General features: G+C 71.7%; 14 protein-coding genes and 2 pseudogenes. 9 read left to right on the plus strand and 7 right to left on the minus strand.

Annotation, left to right across the window (positions count from 1 at the left end; genetic code table 11):
• From ACFV9J_RS25750 to ACFV9J_RS25760, 3 genes are all read left to right on the plus strand, one after another.
• Nucleotides 1-1,647 carry a hypothetical protein gene (locus ACFV9J_RS25750; protein WP_385357520.1) on the plus strand — a complete coding sequence of 549 codons (1,647 nt, stop codon included), beginning with the start codon at nt 1-3 and terminating at the stop codon, nt 1,645-1,647.
• Nucleotides 1,644-2,393 (plus strand): TIR domain-containing protein, encoded by a 750-nt coding sequence (locus ACFV9J_RS25755; protein ID WP_385357522.1) that lies wholly within the window; start codon nt 1,644-1,646, stop codon nt 2,391-2,393. Before ACFV9J_RS25750 ends, ACFV9J_RS25755 begins: the two co-directional genes overlap by 4 nt.
• Nucleotides 2,394-2,620: 227 nt before the next feature.
• Entirely contained in the window at nt 2,621-4,036 is a 1,416-nt protein-coding gene (locus ACFV9J_RS25760; protein ID WP_385357525.1) for a macro domain-containing protein, read from the plus strand.
• A gap of 123 nt (nt 4,037-4,159) precedes the next feature.
• Here the strand turns inward: ACFV9J_RS25760 and ACFV9J_RS25765 are convergent.
• The 3 genes and pseudogenes from ACFV9J_RS25765 to ACFV9J_RS25775 all read right to left on the minus strand — a co-directional run bounded on the left by ACFV9J_RS25765 (nt 4,160) and on the right by ACFV9J_RS25775 (nt 6,505).
• Nucleotides 4,160-4,607, minus strand: a pseudogene (locus ACFV9J_RS25765) (hypothetical protein).
• Between the two features lie 129 nt (nt 4,608-4,736).
• Nucleotides 4,737-5,405 (minus strand): CE1759 family FMN reductase, encoded by a 669-nt coding sequence (locus tag ACFV9J_RS25770; RefSeq protein ID WP_385357528.1) that lies wholly within the window; start codon nt 5,403-5,405, stop codon nt 4,737-4,739.
• Nucleotides 5,402-6,505, minus strand: coding sequence for an LLM class flavin-dependent oxidoreductase (locus ACFV9J_RS25775; RefSeq protein WP_385357531.1), 1,104 nt, complete (start codon nt 6,503-6,505; stop codon nt 5,402-5,404). The genes ACFV9J_RS25770 and ACFV9J_RS25775 overlap by 4 nt, the downstream gene beginning before the upstream one ends.
• Nucleotides 6,506-6,600: 95 nt before the next feature.
• Here ACFV9J_RS25775 and ACFV9J_RS25780 point away from each other — a divergent pair, with 95 nt between their 5' ends.
• Nucleotides 6,601-6,939 carry a YnfA family protein gene (locus ACFV9J_RS25780; protein ID WP_030145264.1) on the plus strand — a complete coding sequence of 113 codons (339 nt, stop codon included), beginning with the start codon at nt 6,601-6,603 and terminating at the stop codon, nt 6,937-6,939.
• Nucleotides 6,940-6,983: 44 nt separating this feature from the next.
• Nucleotides 6,984-7,766, plus strand: coding sequence for an SDR family NAD(P)-dependent oxidoreductase (locus ACFV9J_RS25785; protein WP_385357532.1), 783 nt, complete (start codon nt 6,984-6,986; stop codon nt 7,764-7,766).
• Nucleotides 7,767-8,040: 274 nt separating this feature from the next.
• On the opposite strand, the gene ACFV9J_RS25790 is transcribed toward ACFV9J_RS25785, so the two are convergent.
• A complete protein-coding gene (locus ACFV9J_RS25790; protein WP_385357534.1) occupies nt 8,041-9,234 on the minus strand; it encodes an RtcB family protein in 1,194 nt (397 codons plus the stop codon).
• A 204-nt stretch (nt 9,235-9,438) separates the two neighbouring features.
• On the opposite strand from ACFV9J_RS25790, the gene ACFV9J_RS25795 reads away from it, so the two are divergent.
• The 3 genes from ACFV9J_RS25795 (at nt 9,439) to ACFV9J_RS25805 (ending at nt 12,736) form a co-directional block, all read left to right on the plus strand.
• A complete protein-coding gene (locus tag ACFV9J_RS25795; protein ID WP_385357536.1) occupies nt 9,439-10,332 on the plus strand; it encodes a DUF3558 domain-containing protein in 894 nt (297 codons plus the stop codon).
• Between the two features lie 117 nt (nt 10,333-10,449).
• Nucleotides 10,450-11,328 (plus strand): DUF3558 family protein, encoded by an 879-nt coding sequence (locus ACFV9J_RS25800; RefSeq protein WP_385357538.1) that lies wholly within the window; start codon nt 10,450-10,452, stop codon nt 11,326-11,328.
• A gap of 88 nt (nt 11,329-11,416) precedes the next feature.
• A complete protein-coding gene (locus tag ACFV9J_RS25805) occupies nt 11,417-12,736 on the plus strand; it encodes a DUF2637 domain-containing protein (protein WP_385357541.1) in 1,320 nt (439 codons plus the stop codon).
• Between the two features lie 73 nt (nt 12,737-12,809).
• Here the strand turns inward: ACFV9J_RS25805 and lysS are convergent, their stop codons facing one another.
• The gene (gene lysS / locus ACFV9J_RS25810; protein WP_385357543.1) at nt 12,810-14,579 is read right to left on the minus strand and encodes a lysine--tRNA ligase; all 1,770 of its coding nucleotides are present in this window, start codon (nt 14,577-14,579) and stop codon (nt 12,810-12,812) included.
• A 185-nt stretch (nt 14,580-14,764) separates the two neighbouring features.
• Here lysS and argS point away from each other — a divergent pair, with 185 nt between their 5' ends.
• Nucleotides 14,765-16,525: an arginine--tRNA ligase gene (gene argS, locus ACFV9J_RS25815; protein ID WP_385357545.1), complete on the plus strand. Its 1,761-nt coding sequence runs from the start codon at nt 14,765-14,767 to the stop codon at nt 16,523-16,525.
• A gap of 305 nt (nt 16,526-16,830) precedes the next feature.
• Here argS and ACFV9J_RS25820 read toward each other — a convergent pair.
• Together ACFV9J_RS25820 and ACFV9J_RS25825 are read right to left on the minus strand one after the other, a co-directional pair.
• Nucleotides 16,831-18,102: pseudogene (locus tag ACFV9J_RS25820) on the minus strand (aminotransferase class I/II-fold pyridoxal phosphate-dependent enzyme).
• Nucleotides 18,103-18,193: 91 nt separating this feature from the next.
• Nucleotides 18,194-19,096 carry an SAM-dependent methyltransferase gene (locus tag ACFV9J_RS25825; RefSeq protein ID WP_385357547.1) on the minus strand — a complete coding sequence of 301 codons (903 nt, stop codon included), beginning with the start codon at nt 19,094-19,096 and terminating at the stop codon, nt 18,194-18,196.
• Between the last annotated feature and the right edge of the window lie 7 nt (nt 19,097-19,103).

A 19,103-nucleotide genomic window follows, 5' to 3' on the forward strand; every position in this document is an offset into this window, starting at 1 on the left:
ATGACCACCCACGCCGCCCCGCCGCCCCCGGACACGACGAGCAACGCCACCCGCCTGCTGTGCGCGGGCACCTACCTCGACCCCCACTACCGCAAGGCCGTCATCCGGGAGCTGCTGACCCACCGCTACCGGGTCGTGGCCCCCTCCTACGACTACGACGCCGCGCCCGTCCTGGCGCACGCGCTGGCCGCCCACAACCTGCGCCGCAACCAGCTGATCGCCCTCGCCGCGGGCGCGGTCGTCATCGCGCTGCTCATGGCCGCGGGCGTACTGGGCGGCTGGACGGCCGCCCTGTTCGCGTTCTGGCTCGCCTGGGCCACGATGTTCCTGCGCAGGCTCGCCATCCTGCAGACCCTCGCCGAGCACCTCGCACCCCCGGCGGACGACCGCACCGGGTTCGACGGCTCCCACCCGATCACCTCGCGCCTCACCCCGGAACTCGTCGGCAAGATCAACCGCGAGCAGGCCTCGGACACCGTGTACTACGGCGGCTACAAGCCCTTCATCGGCGCCGGCCACTCGGTCAAGCGGTGGGCCAACGCGGAACTGCTGCTCGGCGCCCCGAAGTCCCGGGGCGGCGCGCTCGGCCAGAACCTGCTCAACGGGCACGTCCCCGCCCAGCACGGACCGGCGGACGGCCCGAACGGCACGGGCAGCGCGGACGCCACGGGCAGCACGGACGGCACGGGCAGCACGGACGGCACGGGCGGGGGCGGGCGGACGGAACGCAAGCCGATCATCCCCTTCACGGTCGAGGACATCACCACCCGGGTCTGCGAGGAGCTGCTGGCGGAACTGCGCGACAAGCCCGCACCGAGCCACCGCGTCGAACTGCTCTCGGTCGACCGGCGCCGGTTCACCAAGGCGGTGCGGACCGCCGAGGGCAGCGACCCCGTCGCCGTGCTCCTGGACACCCCCGACCCCGGCCACCCCGACCACACCGCCGCACACTGGCGGGAGGACTACGACGCCCGCCGCGAGTACCTGTGCGTCCGCATCGGGGCCTGGCAACAGGAGCTGGTCACCTCGGTGTTCATCGGCTTCGACATCAAGGGCAGCACCCTGCACACCGAGTTCTACACCTACGTGCTCGGCCCCCTGCCGGAGAGCTTCCACCTCGCCGACCGGCTGCCGGCCGCGATCGACGGCAAGCTCATGTGCCGCATCGCCTGGGACGTGACCCGCAGCGCGCCCGGCGAGCTGCTGCGGCTGATCACCAACCCGCTGCGCGAACGGCTGCCCAGCCGCTTCTCCACCGACACCGTGCGCAAGCTGGTGGGCCAGCCCGCCGACACCAGCGAGTTCCGGCTCGGCCGCTACGCCCTGACCGCGGTGGACTGCGGCGCCCTCACCAGCGTCCGCGAGCTGGCGCCCGACCACGACTTCCACCACTTCTTCCAGGAGTCGGACGCGATCAAGTACATCCAGATCATCGAGCGCCATCTGCTGCAGATCGTCGGCGACTTCCTGCGCGACCACGACGTCGACACCCGGGAGCACGAGGCGAACCAGACCAACATCCTCCAGCAGAACTTCGGCGCCAACAGCACCAACAACTTCGGCGGCAACCAGAGCGTCGGCAACACCAACACCACCCAGACCTTCGGCAACAACTCCGGCGTCACCAGGGAGGCACGGCAGGCATGAGCGGCCAGCAGTTCCACGGCAACAGCTTCGGCCAGGGCAGCACCAACAACTTCGGCGGCAACCAGAGCACCGGCAACACCGACACCACCCAGACCTTCGGCGACAACTCCCCCGTCCAGGCCGCGCCGCCCGCGCCGTCCACCCCGCCCGCACAGCCGTACGGCGACGGATGGCGGCGCCCGGCCGCGGCGGTGCCCCAGGACGCGGAGCGGGCCCGCAGCGTCTTCGTCGTGCACGGCCGCGACGACCAGGTGCGGCGCGAGATGTACGAGCTGCTGCGCCGGCTCGACCTGCGGCCCAAGGAGTGGGAGGACCTGGTCCGGGCGACCGGCCAGGCCTCCCCCTTCCTCGGCGACGTGGTCGCGGCAGCCCCGGCCCAGGCCCAGGCGGCGCTGGTCCTGCTCACCCCGGACGACGTCGTCACCCTCCACCCGGACCTGCGCGGCCACGACGAACCGGACTACGAGACCCGGCCGGTGTGCCAGCCGCGCCCCAACGTCCTGATCGAGCTGGGCATGGTGCTGATGGCCTACCCCGAGCGCACGCTGATCGTCGAGGTCGGCGGGGTGCGGCCGATCGCCGACATCGCGGGCCGCAACGTGGTCCGCTTCGACGGCTCCGAGACGGCGCTCGGCAAGGTCGTGGAGCGGCTGAAGCTGGCGGGCTGCACGGTCAACGACACCGGCTCCGACTGGCGCCAGACCTACCCCTTCCGCCACCTGTCCGCCTACCGCCGCCGGCCGTAGGCCTCCTGCCACCGCCGGCGCAGTCGTCCGGCGGATCCGGCGCCGCTCGGGGGACCGGCGCAACCGGCCCCCGGGGCACGTCCCGTCACCGCGGTACGTGCCCCGGGGGCCGGCCCCGCAGGAACCGTCCGAAACCACAACTCCCCCAAACGGACAATTGATACGCTGCCGACACCTCTCCCGCGACCACCGGTCGGGAGAGTGTGAAGCGAGTGGAGACCACTTGTATGGCGCGCATCCGTGTGAGCGTCCTGGGTCCGGCCAGGCTCGAAATCGACGGCGTACCCGCCCGGTTGACCCCGTTGACGACACGGCTGCTGGTCCGGCTGGTGGCGGCGGACGGCGAGCCCGTCCCGGTACGCCGGCTGCACCGGGACGTGTGGGCACTCGACGGCGAGCAGCCGCACGCGGCGCAGCGCCACCGCAACGAGGTGCAAAAACGCGTCCTCGAACTGCGCCGCGCCCTCGACCCCGCGCAGCGCGGTGACGGCGCCCGGGTGCTGCGCACCGAGCAACTGCTGACCGGCCCGGCGCCCGAGACGGCGTACCGGCTGGTGCTGGCGCCCGGCGAACTGGACTGCGCGGAGTTCACCGACCTGGTCGACTCCGCGCTGCTCGCGGCGCCCGCGTCGGCCGCCGACCGGCTGGCCGCGGCGCTGGCCCTGGTGCGCGGCCGTCCCCTGGCCGAGGCGGGCGACGAGGACTTCGCCCGGCCGCTGGTGCGCCGGCTCACCGCGCTGTACGAGACCGCCCGCCGCCAGCTGATCCGCAGCCGGATGGACCTGGGCCGCCACGACCTCGCGCTGCCGGTCGCCGAGCGGATGGCCCGGGAGCGGCCGGACGACCAGGACGTCGCCGAGCTGCTCGGCGCCCTGCGGGCCCGGCTGCGCGAGCGGCACGGACGGGAGCTGCTGCGGCAGCCGTTCCCCGGTGCCGGCGACCTCGTGGTGGTGCGGGGCGACCTGTTCGACCAGGACGACGCCAATCTCGTCGTCGGGTTCACCGACACCTTCGACACCGCCACCGAGCAGGACCTGGTGATCAGCCGGGACAGCGTCCAGGGCCAGCTGGTTCAGCGGCTGTTCGGCGGGGAGCGCAAGCTGCTGGACGACCGGATCCAGGCCGGGCTGAGGGCGTTTAGGCCGGTGCGCACCGAGCGGCCCCAGGACAAGCCGCGCGGCCGGCGGGTGCGCTACCCGCTGGGCACCACCGTCCCGCTGACGGTGGACGGCCGCCGGGTCTTCGCGGTGGCCTACTCCCGGCTCGGCAACGACCTCGTCGCCCGCTCCGGCCCCGCCGACCTGCGGGCGAGCCTGGACACCCTGTGGCCGGCCGTCGCCCGGTACGGGATGTACCGGCCGCTCGCGATCCCCCTGATCGGCTCCGGGCTGGCCCGGATCGTGGAGCTGGACCGCACCCGGCTGCTGCTCATGATCGTGGAGAGCTTCGCCGACCACTGCCGCCGCGACCCGGCGACCGCCCCGGAGCTGCGCGTCGTGATCCGCCCGGCCGACCTGGAGCGGACCGACCTGTCGGTACTCGGCACCTATCTGCGCACCACACGGCTCCCCAACACCGGCACCGGGAGTCATGACACCGGTGCCGGCGCCGGCGACAGCGGTGGGGCGTACGGCCGCCGGTGACGTCGACATGCCCTTACGGCATCAGCGACCCCGCTTCCTCAACCAGCGGCGCACCACTTCCGAACCGCTTCCCGTGCCGGGTTCCGGGTTCCGGCGCCGGTCCGCGCCGGTCGGCGGCCCTTCCTACCGGGAGTCCGCCCGGCGCGCGGCCCCGGCCGACCACACGACGTCGACGGGGATCCCCGCCTCCCGGGCCGCGAGCACCAGGTCGGCGGTGCCGCCGCCCAGGCCGCTGGGCGGTTCGCCGTTCCACACGGCCATCAGCCGGTCGGCACATTCGAGCAGCAGGGCGTTGGCGGCCTCGTACGCCTGCCGGTCGGCCCTTTCGCGGGGCAGTACGACGATCTCGTCGGCTGCTGCGGCGAGGCGGTCGAAGAGGGGGCGTCGTCGGGCTCGACCGTGCTGCGGCGAACAGCGAGTCGGCCCCCTTGGCGATGCAGGAGATCCCGACCAGCGCTTTCCTCGGGCCCAAGTCCCAGTAGCGGGGCAGCAGTTCGTCCAGGGCGGCGCGGACCGTGGGGACGCTCTCCTCCCTCAGGTCCATGTGCCCGGTCACCGCGAGGGCCGTCACGACCGTCCTGGCTGGGGCTTGCTCATCCTGGCCGCACCGTAGTGAACCGCCGACCGGGCCGGGCGGGAACCCCGTGGCAGCACACGATGCGGTGGTACGGCCGGTGCCCGGCCCCCGCAGGCGGCCGCCCTACGGCGCCGGGCTCGGGCCCGGGACGCTCAGCGCGGCGAGCCGCTCCGCGAACGGCGTGACCTCCTCGAAGGAGTCCCGCTTGGGCAGCGCGCGCCCCGCCGACGGCCCGGACGCCCGTGCGGACCCCGACAGCCCCGACATCAGCGCCGCCAGCTCGGTCGCGGCCCGCCCGATCCGGGCGTCCAGCCCCTGCGCGCCCCAGTCCTCGGAGGCGGCGTACACGCCGGTGGGGACGACGACCGCCTTCAGGTAGGCGAAGAGCGGCCGCAGTGCGTGCTCCAGCACCAGGGAGTGCCGGGCGGTGCCGCCGGTCGCGGCGATCAGGACCGGCTTCCCGGTGAGGGCGTCCTCGTCGGTGACGCTCAGCGCGTCGAAGAACGACTTGAACAGCCCGCTGTACGACGCCGAGAACACCGGCGTGACGACGATCAGTCCGTCGGCCGCCGCGACCTCGGCGAACGCGTCCGCGAGCGCCGGTGCCGGGAAGCCGTTGGTGAAGGTATGCGCGATCTCCACGGCGAGGTCGCGCAGCTCGATCACCCCGACGTCGGCCGGGCCGGGCTCGGGCGCGGTGGCCGCCGGGGCGGCGACCGCGGCCAGCCGGTCGGCGAGCAGCCGGGTGGACGACGGCACGCTCAGCCCCGCGGAGACGACGACGAGCTTCATGCGCGTACTCCTTCCTCGGTCGGGGCGTCCTTCCGGGCGGCCAGCAGGGACGCGTGGGTCGGCGCGTCCGGCACGCCCGCCGGACGGTCCTTGGCGAACTCCTCGCGCAGCACCGGCACGACCTCCTCGCCGAGCAGGTCGAGCTGCTCCAGGACGGTCTTCAGCGGCAGCCCGGCGTGGTCCATCAGGAACAGCTGGCGCTGGTAGTCACCGGCGTAGTCGCGGAAGGCGAGCGTCTTCTCGATCACCTGCTGCGGCGAGCCGACGGTGAGCGGCGTCTGCGCGGTGAAGTCCTCCAGCGACGGCCCGTGCCCGTACACCGGCGCCTCGTCGAAGTACGGCCGGAACTCGCGGACCGCGTCCTGGCTGTTCTTCCGCATGAACACCTGGCCGCCGAGGCCGACGATCGCCTGCTCGGGCGTGCCGTGCCCGTAGTGGGCGTAGCGGGCCCGGTACAGCTCGATCATGCGCTTGGTGTGGTCGGCGGGCCAGAAGATGTTGTTGTGGAAGAAGCCGTCGCCGTAGTAGGCCGCCTGCTCGGCGATCTCCGGCGAGCGGATCGACCCGTGCCACACGAAGGGCGCGACACCGTCCAGCGGACGCGGGGTGGACGTGAAGCCCTGGAGCGGCGTGCGGAACTTGCCCTCCCAGTTCACCACGTCCTCGCGCCACAGCCGGTGCAGCAGGTTGTAGTTCTCGACGGCGAGGTCGATGCCCTCGCGGATGTCCTTGCCGAACCAGGGGTAGACCGGGCCGGTGTTGCCGCGCCCCATCATCAGGTCCACCCGGCCGTCGGCCAGGTGCTGCAGCATCGCGAAGTCCTCGGCGATCTTCACCGGGTCGTTCGTGGTGATCAGGGTGGTGGAGGTGGACAGCACCAGCCGCTCGGTGCGGGCCGCGACGTAGCCGAGCATGGTCGTCGGCGACGAGGGCACGAAGGGCGGGTTGTGGTGCTCGCCGGTGGCGAAGACGTCGAGCCCGACCTCCTCCGCCTTGAGCGCGATGGCGACCATCGCCTTGATGCGCTCACGCTCGGTCGGCGTACGGCCCGTGGTCGGGTCGGGCGTGACGTCGCCGACGGTGAAGATGCCGAACTGCATGATCGCTCAACCTCCGCTTTGTTGACGGTTCAACTATACCCGTCCAACGGTGGCCCCCGACCCGTTATTCCGCAGGTCCGTGCGAAGCTGCCCGCATGCTCGTGCTCCGCTCCGCCGCCCTCTTCGTCGTCGCCGCCCTGTTCGAGATCGGCGGCGCCTGGCTGGTCTGGCAGGGGGTGCGCGAGCAGCGCGGCTGGCTCTGGGCGGCGGGCGGGGTCCTCGCCCTCGGCGCCTACGGCTTCGTCGCCACCTTCCAGCCCGACGCCCACTTCGGCCGCATCCTCGCCGCGTACGGCGGGATCTTCGTGGCCGGCTCGATCCTGTGGGGCGTGGTCGCCGACGGCTACCGCCCGGACCGCTGGGACATCGCGGGGGCGCTGGTCTGCCTCGCCGGGATGGCCCTGATCATGTGGGCCCCGCGCAACGGCGGCTGACTACCCTGGTCGGCGACCCGCACCACCGACCGAGGAGCAGCACCATGGCCACCGCAGCAGCCGCCCCGTCCGCCGCCTCCCGCATCGCCGTCGTCACCGGCGCGAGCAGCGGCATCGGCGCCGCCACGGCCCGGCAGCTGGCCGCGGCCGGGTACCGCGTGGTCCTCACCGCCCGCCGCAAGGACCGCGTCGAGGCGCTCGCCGAGGAGATCCAGGCGGCCGGGCACCAGGCGACGGCGTACCCCCTGGACGTCACGGACCGCGAGGCGGTCGACGAGTTCGCCACCGCGTTCAAGACGGTCGGCGTCCTCGTCAACAACGCGGGCGGCGCGCTCGGCGCCGACCCGGTGGCCACCGGCGACCCGGACGACTGGCGCCGCATGTACGAGACGAACGTCATCGGCACCCTCAACCTCACCCAGGCCCTGCTCCCCAAGCTGGAGGCGAGCGGCGACGGCACGGTCGTGGTCGTCTCCTCCACCGCGGGCCTGTCCACCTACGAGGGCGGCGCGGGCTACGTCGCCGCCAAGCACGGCGAGCACGTCCTGGCCGAGACCCTGCGCCTGGAGATCGTCGGCCGCCCGGTCCGCGTCGTCGAGATCGCGCCCGGCATGGTCAAGACCGACGAGTTCGCCCTGACCCGCTTCGCCGGCGACCAGGACAAGGCGGCCAAGGTCTACCAGGGCGTCGCCGCCCCCCTCACCGCCGACGACGTCGCCGACACCATCACCTGGGCGGTCACCCGCCCCGCCCACGTCAACATCGACCTCCTGGTCGTCCGCCCCCGCGCCCAGGCCTCGAACACGAAGGTGCACCGGGAGGGCTGACGCCGGTGAGTAACTCAGTAACTCACCGGAGTGAAGCAAATCCGATTACGCGAACGACGGTTGAACTGGCGACCATCTCGCCTCCTCACGGCGAGTTCGCAAGCCGCGACTGCCTCCGGGGCCTCATCGATGCCGACGGGTCGGTGGGCTTCACAAGGCGAGGCATGCCTTTCATCTTTCTCAGCACGAGTAGTACAGCCATCGGCACCTATATGCGCTCCGATGCGCAGTCAGCACGGTGGAGCGATGCGCAATGATCGCTCCACCACCCTGACTACCCCTTCACGCAAACGACCTGCTTCAGCTTCGCCACGACCTCCACGAGGTCGCGCTGCTGGTCGATGACCTGGTCGATCGGCTTGTACGCGCCCGGGATCTCGTCCACGACGCCCGAGTCCTTGCGGCACTCCACGCCCCGCGTCTGCTCCTCCAGGTCCTTCGTGGAGAAGCGGCGCTTGGCGGCGTTCCGGCTCATCCGCCGACCGGCTCCGTGGGACGCGGAGTTGAAGGACTTGGCGTTCCCGAGACCCTTGACGATGTACGAACCCGTGCCCATGGAACCGGGGATGATCCCGTAGTCCCCGGAACCCGCGCGGATCGCGCCCTTGCGGGTCACCAGCAGGTCCATCCCGTCGTACCGCTCCTCGGCCACGTAGTTGTGGTGTGCGCTGATCTCCGGCTCGAAGACCGGCTTGGCCTTCTTGAACTCCTTGCGGACCACGTCCTTCAGGAGCGCCATCATGAGGGTGCGGTTGTACTTCGCGTACTCCTGCGCCCAGAACAGGTCGTTGCGGTACGCGGCCATCTGCGGAGTGTCCGCGACGAAGACCGCGAGGTCGCGGTCGATCAGACCCTGGTTCTGCGGGAGCTGCTGGGCGACGCCGATGTGATGTTCGGCCAGCTCCTTGCCGATGTTGCGAGAACCGGAGTGCAGCATGAGCCAGACAGAATCGGACGCATCGACGCAGACCTCCACAAAGTGGTTGCCGGATCCAAGCGTGCCCATCTGCTTGCCCGCCCGCTCGCGCCGGAACTTCACCGCCTCCGCCACCCCGTCGAACCGCCCCCAGAAGTCGTCCCACCCGCCGGTCGCCAGCCCGTGGAAGCGCCCCGGCTCAACGCGACTGTCGTGCATCCCCCGCCCCACGGGAATCGCCTGCTCGATCTTCGAGCGCAGCCGGGACAGGTCGCCCGGGAGGTCGTTCGCGGTCAGGGACGTCTTCACGGCCGACATTCCGCAGCCGATGTCGACCCCCACCGCGGCCGGGCACACGGCGCCCTGCATCGCGATCACGGAGCCGACCGTCGCGCCCTTGCCGTAGTGCACGTCCGGCATGACCGCGAGGCCCTTGATCCACGGCAGGGTCGCGACGTTGCGCAGCTGCTGGAGCGCGCCCTCCTCGACCGTCGCCGGGTCGGTCCACATCCGGATCGGCACCTTCGCGCCCGGCATTTCCACGTACGACATATCGTCCTCATTCCCCCGGAAAACAAACAGAAGTCTCGAAGCGCAAAACCGGCGCCAAGGGCAGCCAAAGGGACGACTGACCGGCGTTCACGGCGGCGCGTGCGATACACATTGTCTCCAGGGGACGCCCCCGCGCGGCAAGCGAATAACCAGCGGGGACACTGGAGTACCGACCACAGCCACACCGGCGAGAGGAGCCGCACCGTGCAGCGGAAGGCCTACGTACCGGGCGTCGCCGCCCTCCTGGCGGCGTTGCTGGCCGGCTGCACCGGCGGCTCGGGCGGCGGCGCCACCGCGGACGACTCGAACCCGGGGCAGCCCGGGGTCGCGACCGAGGCGGCCGAGCCCGGCAAGTACCGCACCCTTCCGGAGCCGTGCGGCGCGGTCGGCCACAAGGCGCTGGACACCCTCCTGCCCGGCATCGAGGAGATCGCCGACGAGGAGCAGCGCGAGCGGGCGTACGCGGGCGAGCCGACGCTCGCGTACGACACGGACCGCAAGGTCGGCTGCCGCTGGAAGGTGGAGTCGGCCGAGGCCACGGACCATCTCTTCGTGGACTTCGAGCGGGTGGTGTCGTACGACGGCGCCGTGAGCGACGACAGCGAGGCCGAGCAGCTCTTCGCGCGGCAGGTGGCGGCGGCCGACCTGCCCGAGCCGGTCGTTTCGGAGTCCGGGTCCGCCACCTCGGACTCCCCGTCCGGCAGCTCTTCGGCGTCCTCCGGGGAGCCCGGCGAGTCCGGAGAACCGGCCGGCGGTGCGGGCGGCACGCCCTCGTCCTCGGCGTCCGCCCCCTCGTCCTCCCCCTCGTCCTCCCCCTCGGGATCGGGATCGTCCTCGTCGACCGCGTCCCCCGCCGAGGTCCAGCCCCGGCTGCTGGACGACCTGGGTGACGAGGCGTTCGTGGACGACGCGCTCAGCAGCTCCGGCTCGACGGCGAAGCGGCGCACCGTGACTGTGGCGTTCCGCACGTCGAACGTCATGGTGACCATCGAGTACGCGGAGCAGTCGGCGACGCTCGGAGTCGTCCCGGACAGCGAGGAAATGCAGGACATGGCGCGGAAACTGGCTTCCCAGCTGGCGGATTCACTGGGCGGCTGAGTCCCGCCGGGGCTGCCCCGCGCCCGCGCGCGCCGCCGCCGAAGCGGGACCGCACGATTTCCTCACCGCGTACGGTGGCCCCTCGGACCCGTTCCGAACGCAGGAACCACGAGTGCCATGAGTGAAGGAACCATGCAGCTACGAGCCCAGCGTGACCAGCGAGACCCGCAAGCGAAGCGAGCGAAGCGACTCACCCGCGTCCTTGTCGGCGCGGCCGCCGTACCCGTGATGCTGGTGGCAGCCGGCTGCTCCTCGGACTCCGGCTCCGAGGACGGCAAGGACAAGGCCGCCGAGGAGTCCGCCGCGTCCACGTCCGCGAGTCCGTCCCCGACGGTGAAGGCCGCGGCGTACGGGAAGCTTCCGGAGCCGTGCTCGGTGGTGACGAAGAAGACGCTGGATGACCTGGTGCCGAAGGGCGACTCCGGCAAGGAGGGTTCGTCCAACGACACGGCGACGCGGGCCAGTTGTTCCTGGGACAGTCTCGACGACAACGGCGTGAAGGGTTCTCAGTTCCGCTGGCTGAGCGTGTCGATGCTGCGCTTCGAGTCGGACGTGACGCGCGGTGAGGGCGAGAAGCTGGCGCACGACTACTACCTGAAGCAGCTGAAGGACGCGCAGGCCGCGGAGGGCGCGAAGGGCCTCAAGACCGCGCCGGTGAGCCGCACGGGCAACGAGGCCTCCGTGGTGCGCTACGACCTGAAGAAGAAGGAAGGCACCTTCAAGCAGCAGACGGTCGTGGCGCGGGTCGAGAACGTCGTCGTCACCCTCGACTTCAACGGCGCGGGCCTGGCGGGCGACAAGACCCCGGACGCCGACGACCTGGTGAAGGACGCGCAGAAGGCGGCCAAGGAGGCGGTGGCCGCGGTGATGAAGGCCAACGACACCTCCGCCGGCGGCAAGCCGAGCGGCACGCCGCAGGGCTCCGGGTCCTCCTCGAAGCCGGCGTCCGAGACGTCCTCGAAGTCCCCCTCGAAGTCCCCCTCGAAGTCGAGCTGACGGTCTCTTCGACCTACCGGCCACCCGTCCCCCGCACACATGTGCCACTCTGTTGCGCGCAACAACACGCAATGGGAGGGGAGTACGGGTGGCCGCGCCACTTCAGCTGACCCGGACGCACCGCGTCCTCATCGGCCTGGTCGTCTTCGGTGCCGTCGTCATCGCCGGGATCGGCTTCGCGGGTTCGTACGCGGCGGTGCGGGAACTGGCCCTGAAGAAGGGGTTCGGGAACTTCTCGTACGTCTTCCCGATCGGCATCGACGCGGGCATCTGTGTGCTGCTCGCCCTGGACCTGCTGCTGACCTGGATCCGCATCCCCTTCCCGCTGCTGCGGCAGACGGCGTGGCTGCTGACGGCGGCGACGATCGCGTTCAACGGCGCCGCGGCCTGGCCCGACCCGCTGGGCGTGGGCATGCACGGCGTGATCCCGATCCTGTTCGTGGTGTCGGTGGAGGCCGCCCGGCACGCGATCGGCCGGATCGCCGACATCACCGCCGACAAGCACATGGAGGGTGTCCGCCTCACCCGCTGGCTGCTCTCGCCGGTGCCGACGTTCCTGCTGTGGCGGCGCATGAAGCTGTGGGAGCTGCGCTCCTACGAGCAGGTCATCAAGCTGGAGCAGGAGCGGCTGGTCTACCGGGCCCGGCTGCGGTCCCGTTTCGGGCGCGCCTGGCGCCGCAAGGCGCCCGTGGAGTCCCTGATGCCGCTGCGGCTGGCCCGCTACGGCGTCCCGCTCGCGCAGACCGGCCCCGCCGGGCTGGCGGCGGCGGGCATCGAACCGGCCCTGCTCCCGCCGGTGCCGCGGCAGCTCCAGGAGACGGACCCGCAGGCCCCGGCGGGCGAACAGCGCGCCGAGCTGGTCAAGGGCCCCGAGGCGGACCGGCCCCGGCCCGCGGACCGGTCCGGGCCGCAGGACCGGTCCGGGCCCGAGGACCCGCCGCCGCACGGTGCCGGGGAGGAGGACGGCCCGGAGCAGAGCCCCTGGTTCAACACCCGCCAGGTCGCCTACCAGGGCGGTTACGACCCCAGCTACGACCCGGGCGAGCAGTACGCCCAGTGGTACGAGGAGCAGCAGCAGGCCGACCAGTACCGGGACCAGTACGAGGAGGAGCCCCCGCTGCAGGAGCCCTCGCCGGAGGAGACGGGCAGCTTCCCGATACCGGTCGTGCCGGGCCGCACCCGCGAGCTGGGCGAGGGTGCCAACGCGGCCGAGCCGCCACCGACCGAGGAGGACTACTACACGGTCTTCCGGAAGTCGATCGACGGCAGCTATCCCACGGTCGCCCAGTTCCGGGGCGACGTGGAGGCGACCTTCGGGGTGCCGCTGGCCGCGCGTGAGGCCGATCGCATGGTGAAGGCGTTCAGCGAGCGCCACATGCGGGAGCTCCAGGAGGAGCACATCGCCTAGGGGCGCGAGTACGGCGAAGGGGGGCGCCCGGTGTTCGCCGGGCGCCCCCCTTCGCCGTGAAGTACCGCCGGTCCTACTCCCCGAGCAGGGCCCGCACCCGGTCCTGCCCCACCGCGAGCAGCAGCGTGGGCAGGCGCGGGCCGGTGTCGCGGCCGACGAGCAGGTGGTAGAGCAGCGCGAAGAACGTCCGCTGGGCGGTCTTGATCTCCGGCGGCAGCTCCTTGGGCGTGGCGTCGGCCGGGAAGCCCGCCTGGACCTTGGGGACGCCGTAGACGTGGTGGGTGAGCCCGTCCAGGGACCAGTGGTCGGCCAGCCCGTCGAGCAGCAGCCGCAGGGACTGCCGGCTCGGCTCGTCGAGGGACTTGAGCAGCTCGGCGTCGGGTTCCTGGCGCACGATGGTGCGCTGGTCGGCGGGGACCTGGGTGTTGATCCACGCCTCGGCCTTGTCGTAGCGCGGCCGGGCCTGGTCCAGCGAGGCGATCGGGTCGGCCGGGTCCAGCTCGCCGAGGATGCGCAGCGCCTGGTCCTCGTGCCCGGCGGTGATGTCGGCCACGGAGGCGAGCGTGCGGTAGGGCAGCGGCCTGGGCGTCCTCGGCAGCTCACCGGCGGCGGTGCCGACGGCGCGCGCGTGGGCGGCGGCGTCGGCGGGGAGGGCGCTGCCGTCGGCGACCTTGGCGTCGAGGCGGTCCCACTCGTCGTAGAGCCGCTGGATCTCCTGGTCGAAGGCGATCTTGAAGGACTGGTTGGGGCGGCGGCGGGCGTACAGCCAGCGCAGCAGCTGCGGCTCCATGATCTTCAGGGCGTCGGCCGGGGTGGGCACGCCGCCCTTGGACGAGGACATCTTGGCCATGCCGCTGATGCCGACGAAGGCGTACATCGGGCCGATCGGCTGCTCGCCGCCGAAGATGCCGACGATCTGCCCGCCCACCTGGAAGGAGGATCCGGGGGACGAGTGGTCGACACCGCTGGGCTCGAAGACGACGCCCTCGTAGGCCCAGCGCATGGGCCAGTCGACCTTCCAGACCAGCTTGCCGCGGTTGAACTCGCTCAGCCGCACGGTCTCGGAGAAGCCGCAGGCGGTGCAGGCGTAGGTCAGCTCGGTCGAGTCGTCGTCGTAGGCGGTGACCGTGGTCAGGTCCTTCTCGCAGTTGCCGCAGTAGGGCTTGTACGGGAAGTACCCGGCGGAGCCGGAGCTGCCGTCGTCCTCGGCGGCGGCGCCGGAGCCCTCGGCGGCCTCCAGCTCGGCCTCGTCGACGGGCTTCTGCGACTTCTTGCCGGTCGTCTTCGGCTTGGTCCGGTACTGGTCGAGGATGGCGTCGATGTCCCGCCGGTGCTTCATGGCGTGCAGGATCTGCTCGCGGTAGACGCCGGAGGTGTACTGCGCGGTCTGGCTGATCCCGTCGAACTCGACGCCCATCTCGGCGAGCGAGGCGGTCATCGCGGCCTTGAAGTGCTCCGCCCAGTTGGGGTGCGGGGAACCCTTGGGGGCGGGGACGGAGGTGAGCGGCTTGCCGATGTGCTCGGCCCAGGTCTCGTCCACGCCGGGGACGCCGGCCGGGACCTTGCGGTAGCGGTCGTAGTCGTCCCAGGAGATCAGGTGCCGCACCTCGTGGCCGCGGCGGCGCACCTCGTCGGCGACCAGGTGCGGGGTCATGACCTCGCGCAGGTTGCCCAGGTGGATGGGGCCGGAGGGGGAGAGTCCGGAGGCGACGACGACACCGCCCGGAGCGGTAGCGACTGATGTTTTCGCGCCCGGGGCACGACGCTCCGACTCGGCGATGACCTCGTCCGCGAAACGGGAGACCCAGTCGGTGGTCTCTGTGCTCTGAGCCACGATCGGCACGTCCTCTTCCCTGAAACTTCTCTGATTTCTTCTCCGGAACCGCTCCGAAGACAGCCGGTACGGTCCCACGGCTGACCGCTTCATTCTCCCAGCCCGGCCCGCATCCGCGAAAACCGCTTTTCACCGCGTGGGATACTCGGTTTCTGTACCACTTCCAGGAACCCGAGCAGAACGGCAGCCACTCCATGGCCTCGGTCACGTCCCTCAGCGACTCCGTCCAGCAGCACCTCGCGTCCGCCCTCACGGCCACCCGGCCGGAGGCCGCCGGCGCGGACCCGCTGCTGCGACGAAGCGACCGGGCGGACTACCAGGCCAACGGCATCCTCGCGCTGGCCAAGAAGGCGAAGGCCAACCCGCGGGAGCTGGCGGCCGAGGTCGTCGCGCGGATCACCACCGGTGACGAGCTGATCAAGGACGTCGAGGTCTCGGGACCCGGCTTCCTCAACATCACCGTCGCCGACCGGGCGATCACCGCGAACCTGGCCGCGCGGCTCGCGGACGGCGAGCGCCTCGGCGTGCCGCTGAAGCAGGACGCGGGCACCACGGTCGTCGACTACGCCCAGCCGAACGTGGCGAAGGAGATGCACGTCGGCCACCTGCGTTCCGCGGTCATCGGCGACGCCCTGCGCGGCATGCTCGACTTCACCGGCGAGAAGACGATCGGCCGGCACCACATCGGCGACTGGGGCACCCAGTTCGGCATGCTCATCCAGTACCTGTTCGAGCACCCCGGCGAGCTGGCCCCGGCCGGGGACGTCGACGGCGAGCAGGCCATGTCGAACCTGAACCGGGTGTACAAGGCCTCGCGCGCGGTCTTCGACACGGACGAGGAGTTCAAGGAGCGGGCCCGGCGGCGGGTCGTCGCCCTGCAGTCCGGCGACAAGGAGACGCTCGAGCTGTGGCAGCAGTTCGTGGACGAGTCGAAGGTCTACTTCTACTCCGTCTTCGAGAAGCTCGACATGGAGATCCGCGACGACGAGATCGTCGGCGAGTCCGCGTACAACGACGGCATGCCCGAGACCGCCCGCATCCTGGAGGAGACGGGCGTAGCGGTGCGCTCCGAGGGAGCCCTCGTCGTCTTCTTCGACGAGATCCGCGGCAAGGACGACCAGCCGGTGCCGCTGATCGTGCAGAAGGCCGACGGCGGCTTCGGCTACGCGGCCTCCGACCTGACCGCGATCCGCAACCGGGTCACCGACCTGCACGCCACCACGCTGCTGTACGTCGTCGACGTGCGCCAGTCGCTGCACTTCAGGATGGTCTTCGAGGCGGCCCGCCGGGCCGGCTGGCTCGGCGACGAGGTCACCGCGCACAACATGGCCTACGGCACGGTGCTCGGCGCGGACGGCAAGCCCTTCAAGACGCGTGCGGGCGAAACCGTGCGGCTCGAGGACCTGCTGGACGAGGCCGTGCAGCGGGCGGCCGAGGTCGTCCGGGAGAAGGCGCGGGACCTCACCGGGGACGAGATCCAGGAGCGGGCGGCGCAGGTCGGCATCGGCGCCGTGAAGTACGCGGACCTGTCGACGTCGCCGAACCGCGACTACAAGTTCGACCTGGACCAGATGGTCTCGCTCAACGGCGACACCAGCGTCTACCTCCAGTACGCCTACGCCCGTATCCGGTCCATCCTGCGCAAGGCCGGCGAGGTCCGCCCCGCCGCCCACCCGGAGCTGGAGCTGCACGGGGCGGAGCGCGCGCTGGGCCTGCACCTGGACGCGTTCGGCACCACCGTCTTCGAGGCGGCCGCGGAGTACGCCCCGCACAAGCTCGCCGCGTACCTGTACCAGCTGGCGTCGCTGTACACGACGTTCTACGACAAGTGCCCCGTGCTGAAGGCCGAGACGCCGGAGCAGGTGGAGAACCGCCTCTTCCTGTGCGACGTCACGGCCCGTACCCTGCACCGGGGCATGGCCCTGCTGGGCATCCGGACGCCCGAGCGACTCTGAGCACCTCCGGGACACGGCACGGACGCGAACATGCGGTGCGCCGCCCTCCAGCGGCACGGGCTCGTCGTGGACGGCATGTTCGGCCCGCACACTTGGAAGGCGCTGCGGGTGTTGCGCACGCGCGGCCCGCCCCGGCCCCGCCGGAAGCCTCTCCCGCGGAGCCGCCGTCCGCCCTCCCAGCCGATGCGTTCGAGGTAGGCGTCCAGGGAGAAGGGTGTCGTCGTCCGGGCGCTGTCAGACATGGCATCACCGTGTACGTGCGGCGACGGCAGCCGCGCCCTCCGCCGTTGGTCCTACGGCGCGGCCTACGTCGCCGGACGCGCCACCGCCAGCCCCTCCCCCAGCCTCCGCAGCCCCTCCGCGATCTCGTCCGGTGTCTGGGTGACGAAGCAGAGCCGCAGCGTGGCGCGGTCGGGCTCGCCGGCGTGGAAGGGGGCTCCGGGGACGTACGCCACGTCGTGCCGGACCACTTCGGGGAGCAGGGCGGTGGTGTCGTACCCGTCCGGCAGCCGCGCCCACAGGAACATGCCGCCCTCGGGGCGGGTCCACACCGACCCAGCCGGGAGGGCGTCCGCGAGGCCCGCGAGCATGGCGTCCCGGCGCTCGCGGTAGACGGCGGCGACGCGGGCGACGTGGGCGTCCAGGTCCCGGTCGGCCAGGTAGCGAGCGGCGGCGAGCTGGTTGACGGTGGGGTGTGCAGGTCGACGGCCTGCTAACTCGATCGTGTGATAGCTCGGGCGCGGGCTTGCGGGGCGCTGGGCTGATCGGGTTAACGTGACCGTGCGATCTGGGACACCGGGAACGGAGCCAGCGTGCGGAGCCCCCTCTCCTCCGGAGAGAAGGTTTGGGGCCTCTCCGTCGCCCTCTGTCCGTACCCACTTGACCAGGCCGTGAGGGAACTGGCCTCCCTGGACCGGACCACGCACACGATGCATGTCGCCGCCCAGGGGTCGAGTACGCCGGGGACCAGTGCACCCAAGACCGTTCGGGGTGTGCGGCTGAGCAGACTCGCCTCTGATCAGCCTCCAGGAACGGTTGGAGAAGGTGGGGACCGGCAGCATGGACGCTCCCGCACCACCAGTTCCTCAGCGCCCGGGGATCGCTCCCGTCCCCGGGCATGAACACCACCCGGCGCCCGCGAAGCCGAAGGCCTGGAGCGCGGCCAGGTAGCAGGGGCGCTCGACGAGGACGGTGTCGCCGGGTTCGAGCAGGGCGGTGGCGAGCAGCGAGAGGGCCTGCTGCGAGCCGGTGGTGACGAGGATGTCGTCGGCGCCGGTGGCCAGTCCGCGCGCCGAGGTGCGGGCGGCAAGGGCGGCCCGCAGGGCGGGCTCGCCCTCGGTCGTGGAGTACTGCAGGGCCCGCGCGGGCGTCTCGGCGAGGACGTCCCGGTACGCGGCGGCGATGCCCTCCGCGTCGAAGAGCTCGGGGGCCGGCAGCCCGCCCGCGAAGTTGATCACCTCGGGGCGGGCGGTGACGGCGAGGATGTCCCGTACGGGCGAACCGCCGATCGACCGGGCCCGCGCGGCGAGCGGCGGCAGCGGAGCGGTGGCGGCGGGCGCGTTCTCAGTCACGGTCATGTGCGCAGCGTAAGGAAATGGGTGCCGTCTACAGGCGACTTTCCGCGATCCGGACACCCGTACGACTGGCGGCCGCGCGGCCGCCGAACCGTCAGCCCTTGGCGCCCAGCCCGCCGTACACGTTGATGTCCGCGTCCGTGACGTCGTTGATGTCCCGGTAGCGGACCTTCTCGATGTCGTCCAGGTCGGCCAGGTACGACTCCTCCGGCTGCTCCGGCACCGGTGCCGCGTGGTCGGGCCGCCAGTGGTGCACCGGGACGACCCCCGGCTCGGCCGGCTCGAGACCGGCCTCGGTGAAGAAGCGCTCGACGTCCTTGCGCGAGCGCAGCACGAAGGTGAAACCCCGCTCCGTGTACGTCCGCTGGACCGCGCGGATGTTCTCCGGGTTGAGGTCCTCCGTGAGGTGGCTGAGGACGAGCCGGCTGCCGGCGGGCAGCGCGTCCATCAGCTCGCGGACGATCGGGTACGCCTCCTCGTCCTCGACGAAGTGCAGGATGGCGACGAGGCAGAGCGCCACGGGCCGGTCGAAGTCGAGGGTTGCGGCGGCCTGTTCGAGGATCCGCGCCGGGCTCTTCAGGTCCGCGTCGATGTAGTCCGTACGCCCCTCGGGACCGCTGGTGAGCAGGGCGCGGGCGTGGGCCAGCACGACCGGGTCGTTGTCGACGTAGACGACCCTCGACTCGGGCGCGATGCGCTGGGCGATCTGGTGCACGTTCTCGGCGGTGGGCAGGCCGGTGCCGATGTCGAGGAACTGCCGGATGCCGTCCTCGCGGGCGAGCGCGGTCACCGCGCGCCGCAGGAAGTCGCGGTTGTGCCGTACGTCGAGGTAGCCGCGCGGGTTGGCGGCGAGCCCGGCGGCCGCGGCGGCGAGGTCGGCGGGGTAGTGGTCCTTGCCGCCGAGGAAGACGTCGTAGACCCGGGCCGGGTGCGCCTTGCTGCTGTCGATCCTCCTCCGCAGCTCCGCGGGGTCCTGACTGAGGGCGTCACCGGGCATGGGCGTC

It is taken from the genome of Streptomyces sp. NPDC059906, assembly GCF_042730645.1.
In the GTDB taxonomy this organism is placed as follows: Bacteria; Actinomycetota; Actinomycetes; order Streptomycetales; family Streptomycetaceae; genus Streptomyces; species Streptomyces rubrogriseus.

What these genes read in the sequence shown, in the direction of transcription:
- ACFV9J_RS25750 (WP_385357520.1), top strand. Translation starts at nt 1, where the DNA reads ATGACCACCCACGCCGCCCCGCCGCCCCCGGACACGACGAGCAACGCC.
- ACFV9J_RS25755 (WP_385357522.1), top strand. Translation starts at nt 1,644, where the DNA reads ATGAGCGGCCAGCAGTTCCACGGCAACAGCTTCGGCCAGGGCAGCACC.
- ACFV9J_RS25760 (WP_385357525.1), top strand. Translation starts at nt 2,621, where the DNA reads ATGGCGCGCATCCGTGTGAGCGTCCTGGGTCCGGCCAGGCTCGAAATC.
- ACFV9J_RS25770 (WP_385357528.1), bottom strand. Translation starts at nt 5,405, where the DNA reads ATGAAGCTCGTCGTCGTCTCCGCGGGGCTGAGCGTGCCGTCGTCCACC.
- ACFV9J_RS25775 (WP_385357531.1), bottom strand. Translation starts at nt 6,505, where the DNA reads ATGCAGTTCGGCATCTTCACCGTCGGCGACGTCACGCCCGACCCGACC.
- ACFV9J_RS25780 (WP_030145264.1), top strand. Translation starts at nt 6,601, where the DNA reads ATGCTCGTGCTCCGCTCCGCCGCCCTCTTCGTCGTCGCCGCCCTGTTC.
- ACFV9J_RS25785 (WP_385357532.1), top strand. Translation starts at nt 6,984, where the DNA reads ATGGCCACCGCAGCAGCCGCCCCGTCCGCCGCCTCCCGCATCGCCGTC.
- ACFV9J_RS25790 (WP_385357534.1), bottom strand. Translation starts at nt 9,234, where the DNA reads ATGTCGTACGTGGAAATGCCGGGCGCGAAGGTGCCGATCCGGATGTGG.
- ACFV9J_RS25800 (WP_385357538.1), top strand. Translation starts at nt 10,450, where the DNA reads ATGAGTGAAGGAACCATGCAGCTACGAGCCCAGCGTGACCAGCGAGAC.
- argS (WP_385357545.1), top strand. Translation starts at nt 14,765, where the DNA reads ATGGCCTCGGTCACGTCCCTCAGCGACTCCGTCCAGCAGCACCTCGCG.
- ACFV9J_RS25825 (WP_385357547.1), bottom strand. Translation starts at nt 19,096, where the DNA reads ATGCCCGGTGACGCCCTCAGTCAGGACCCCGCGGAGCTGCGGAGGAGG.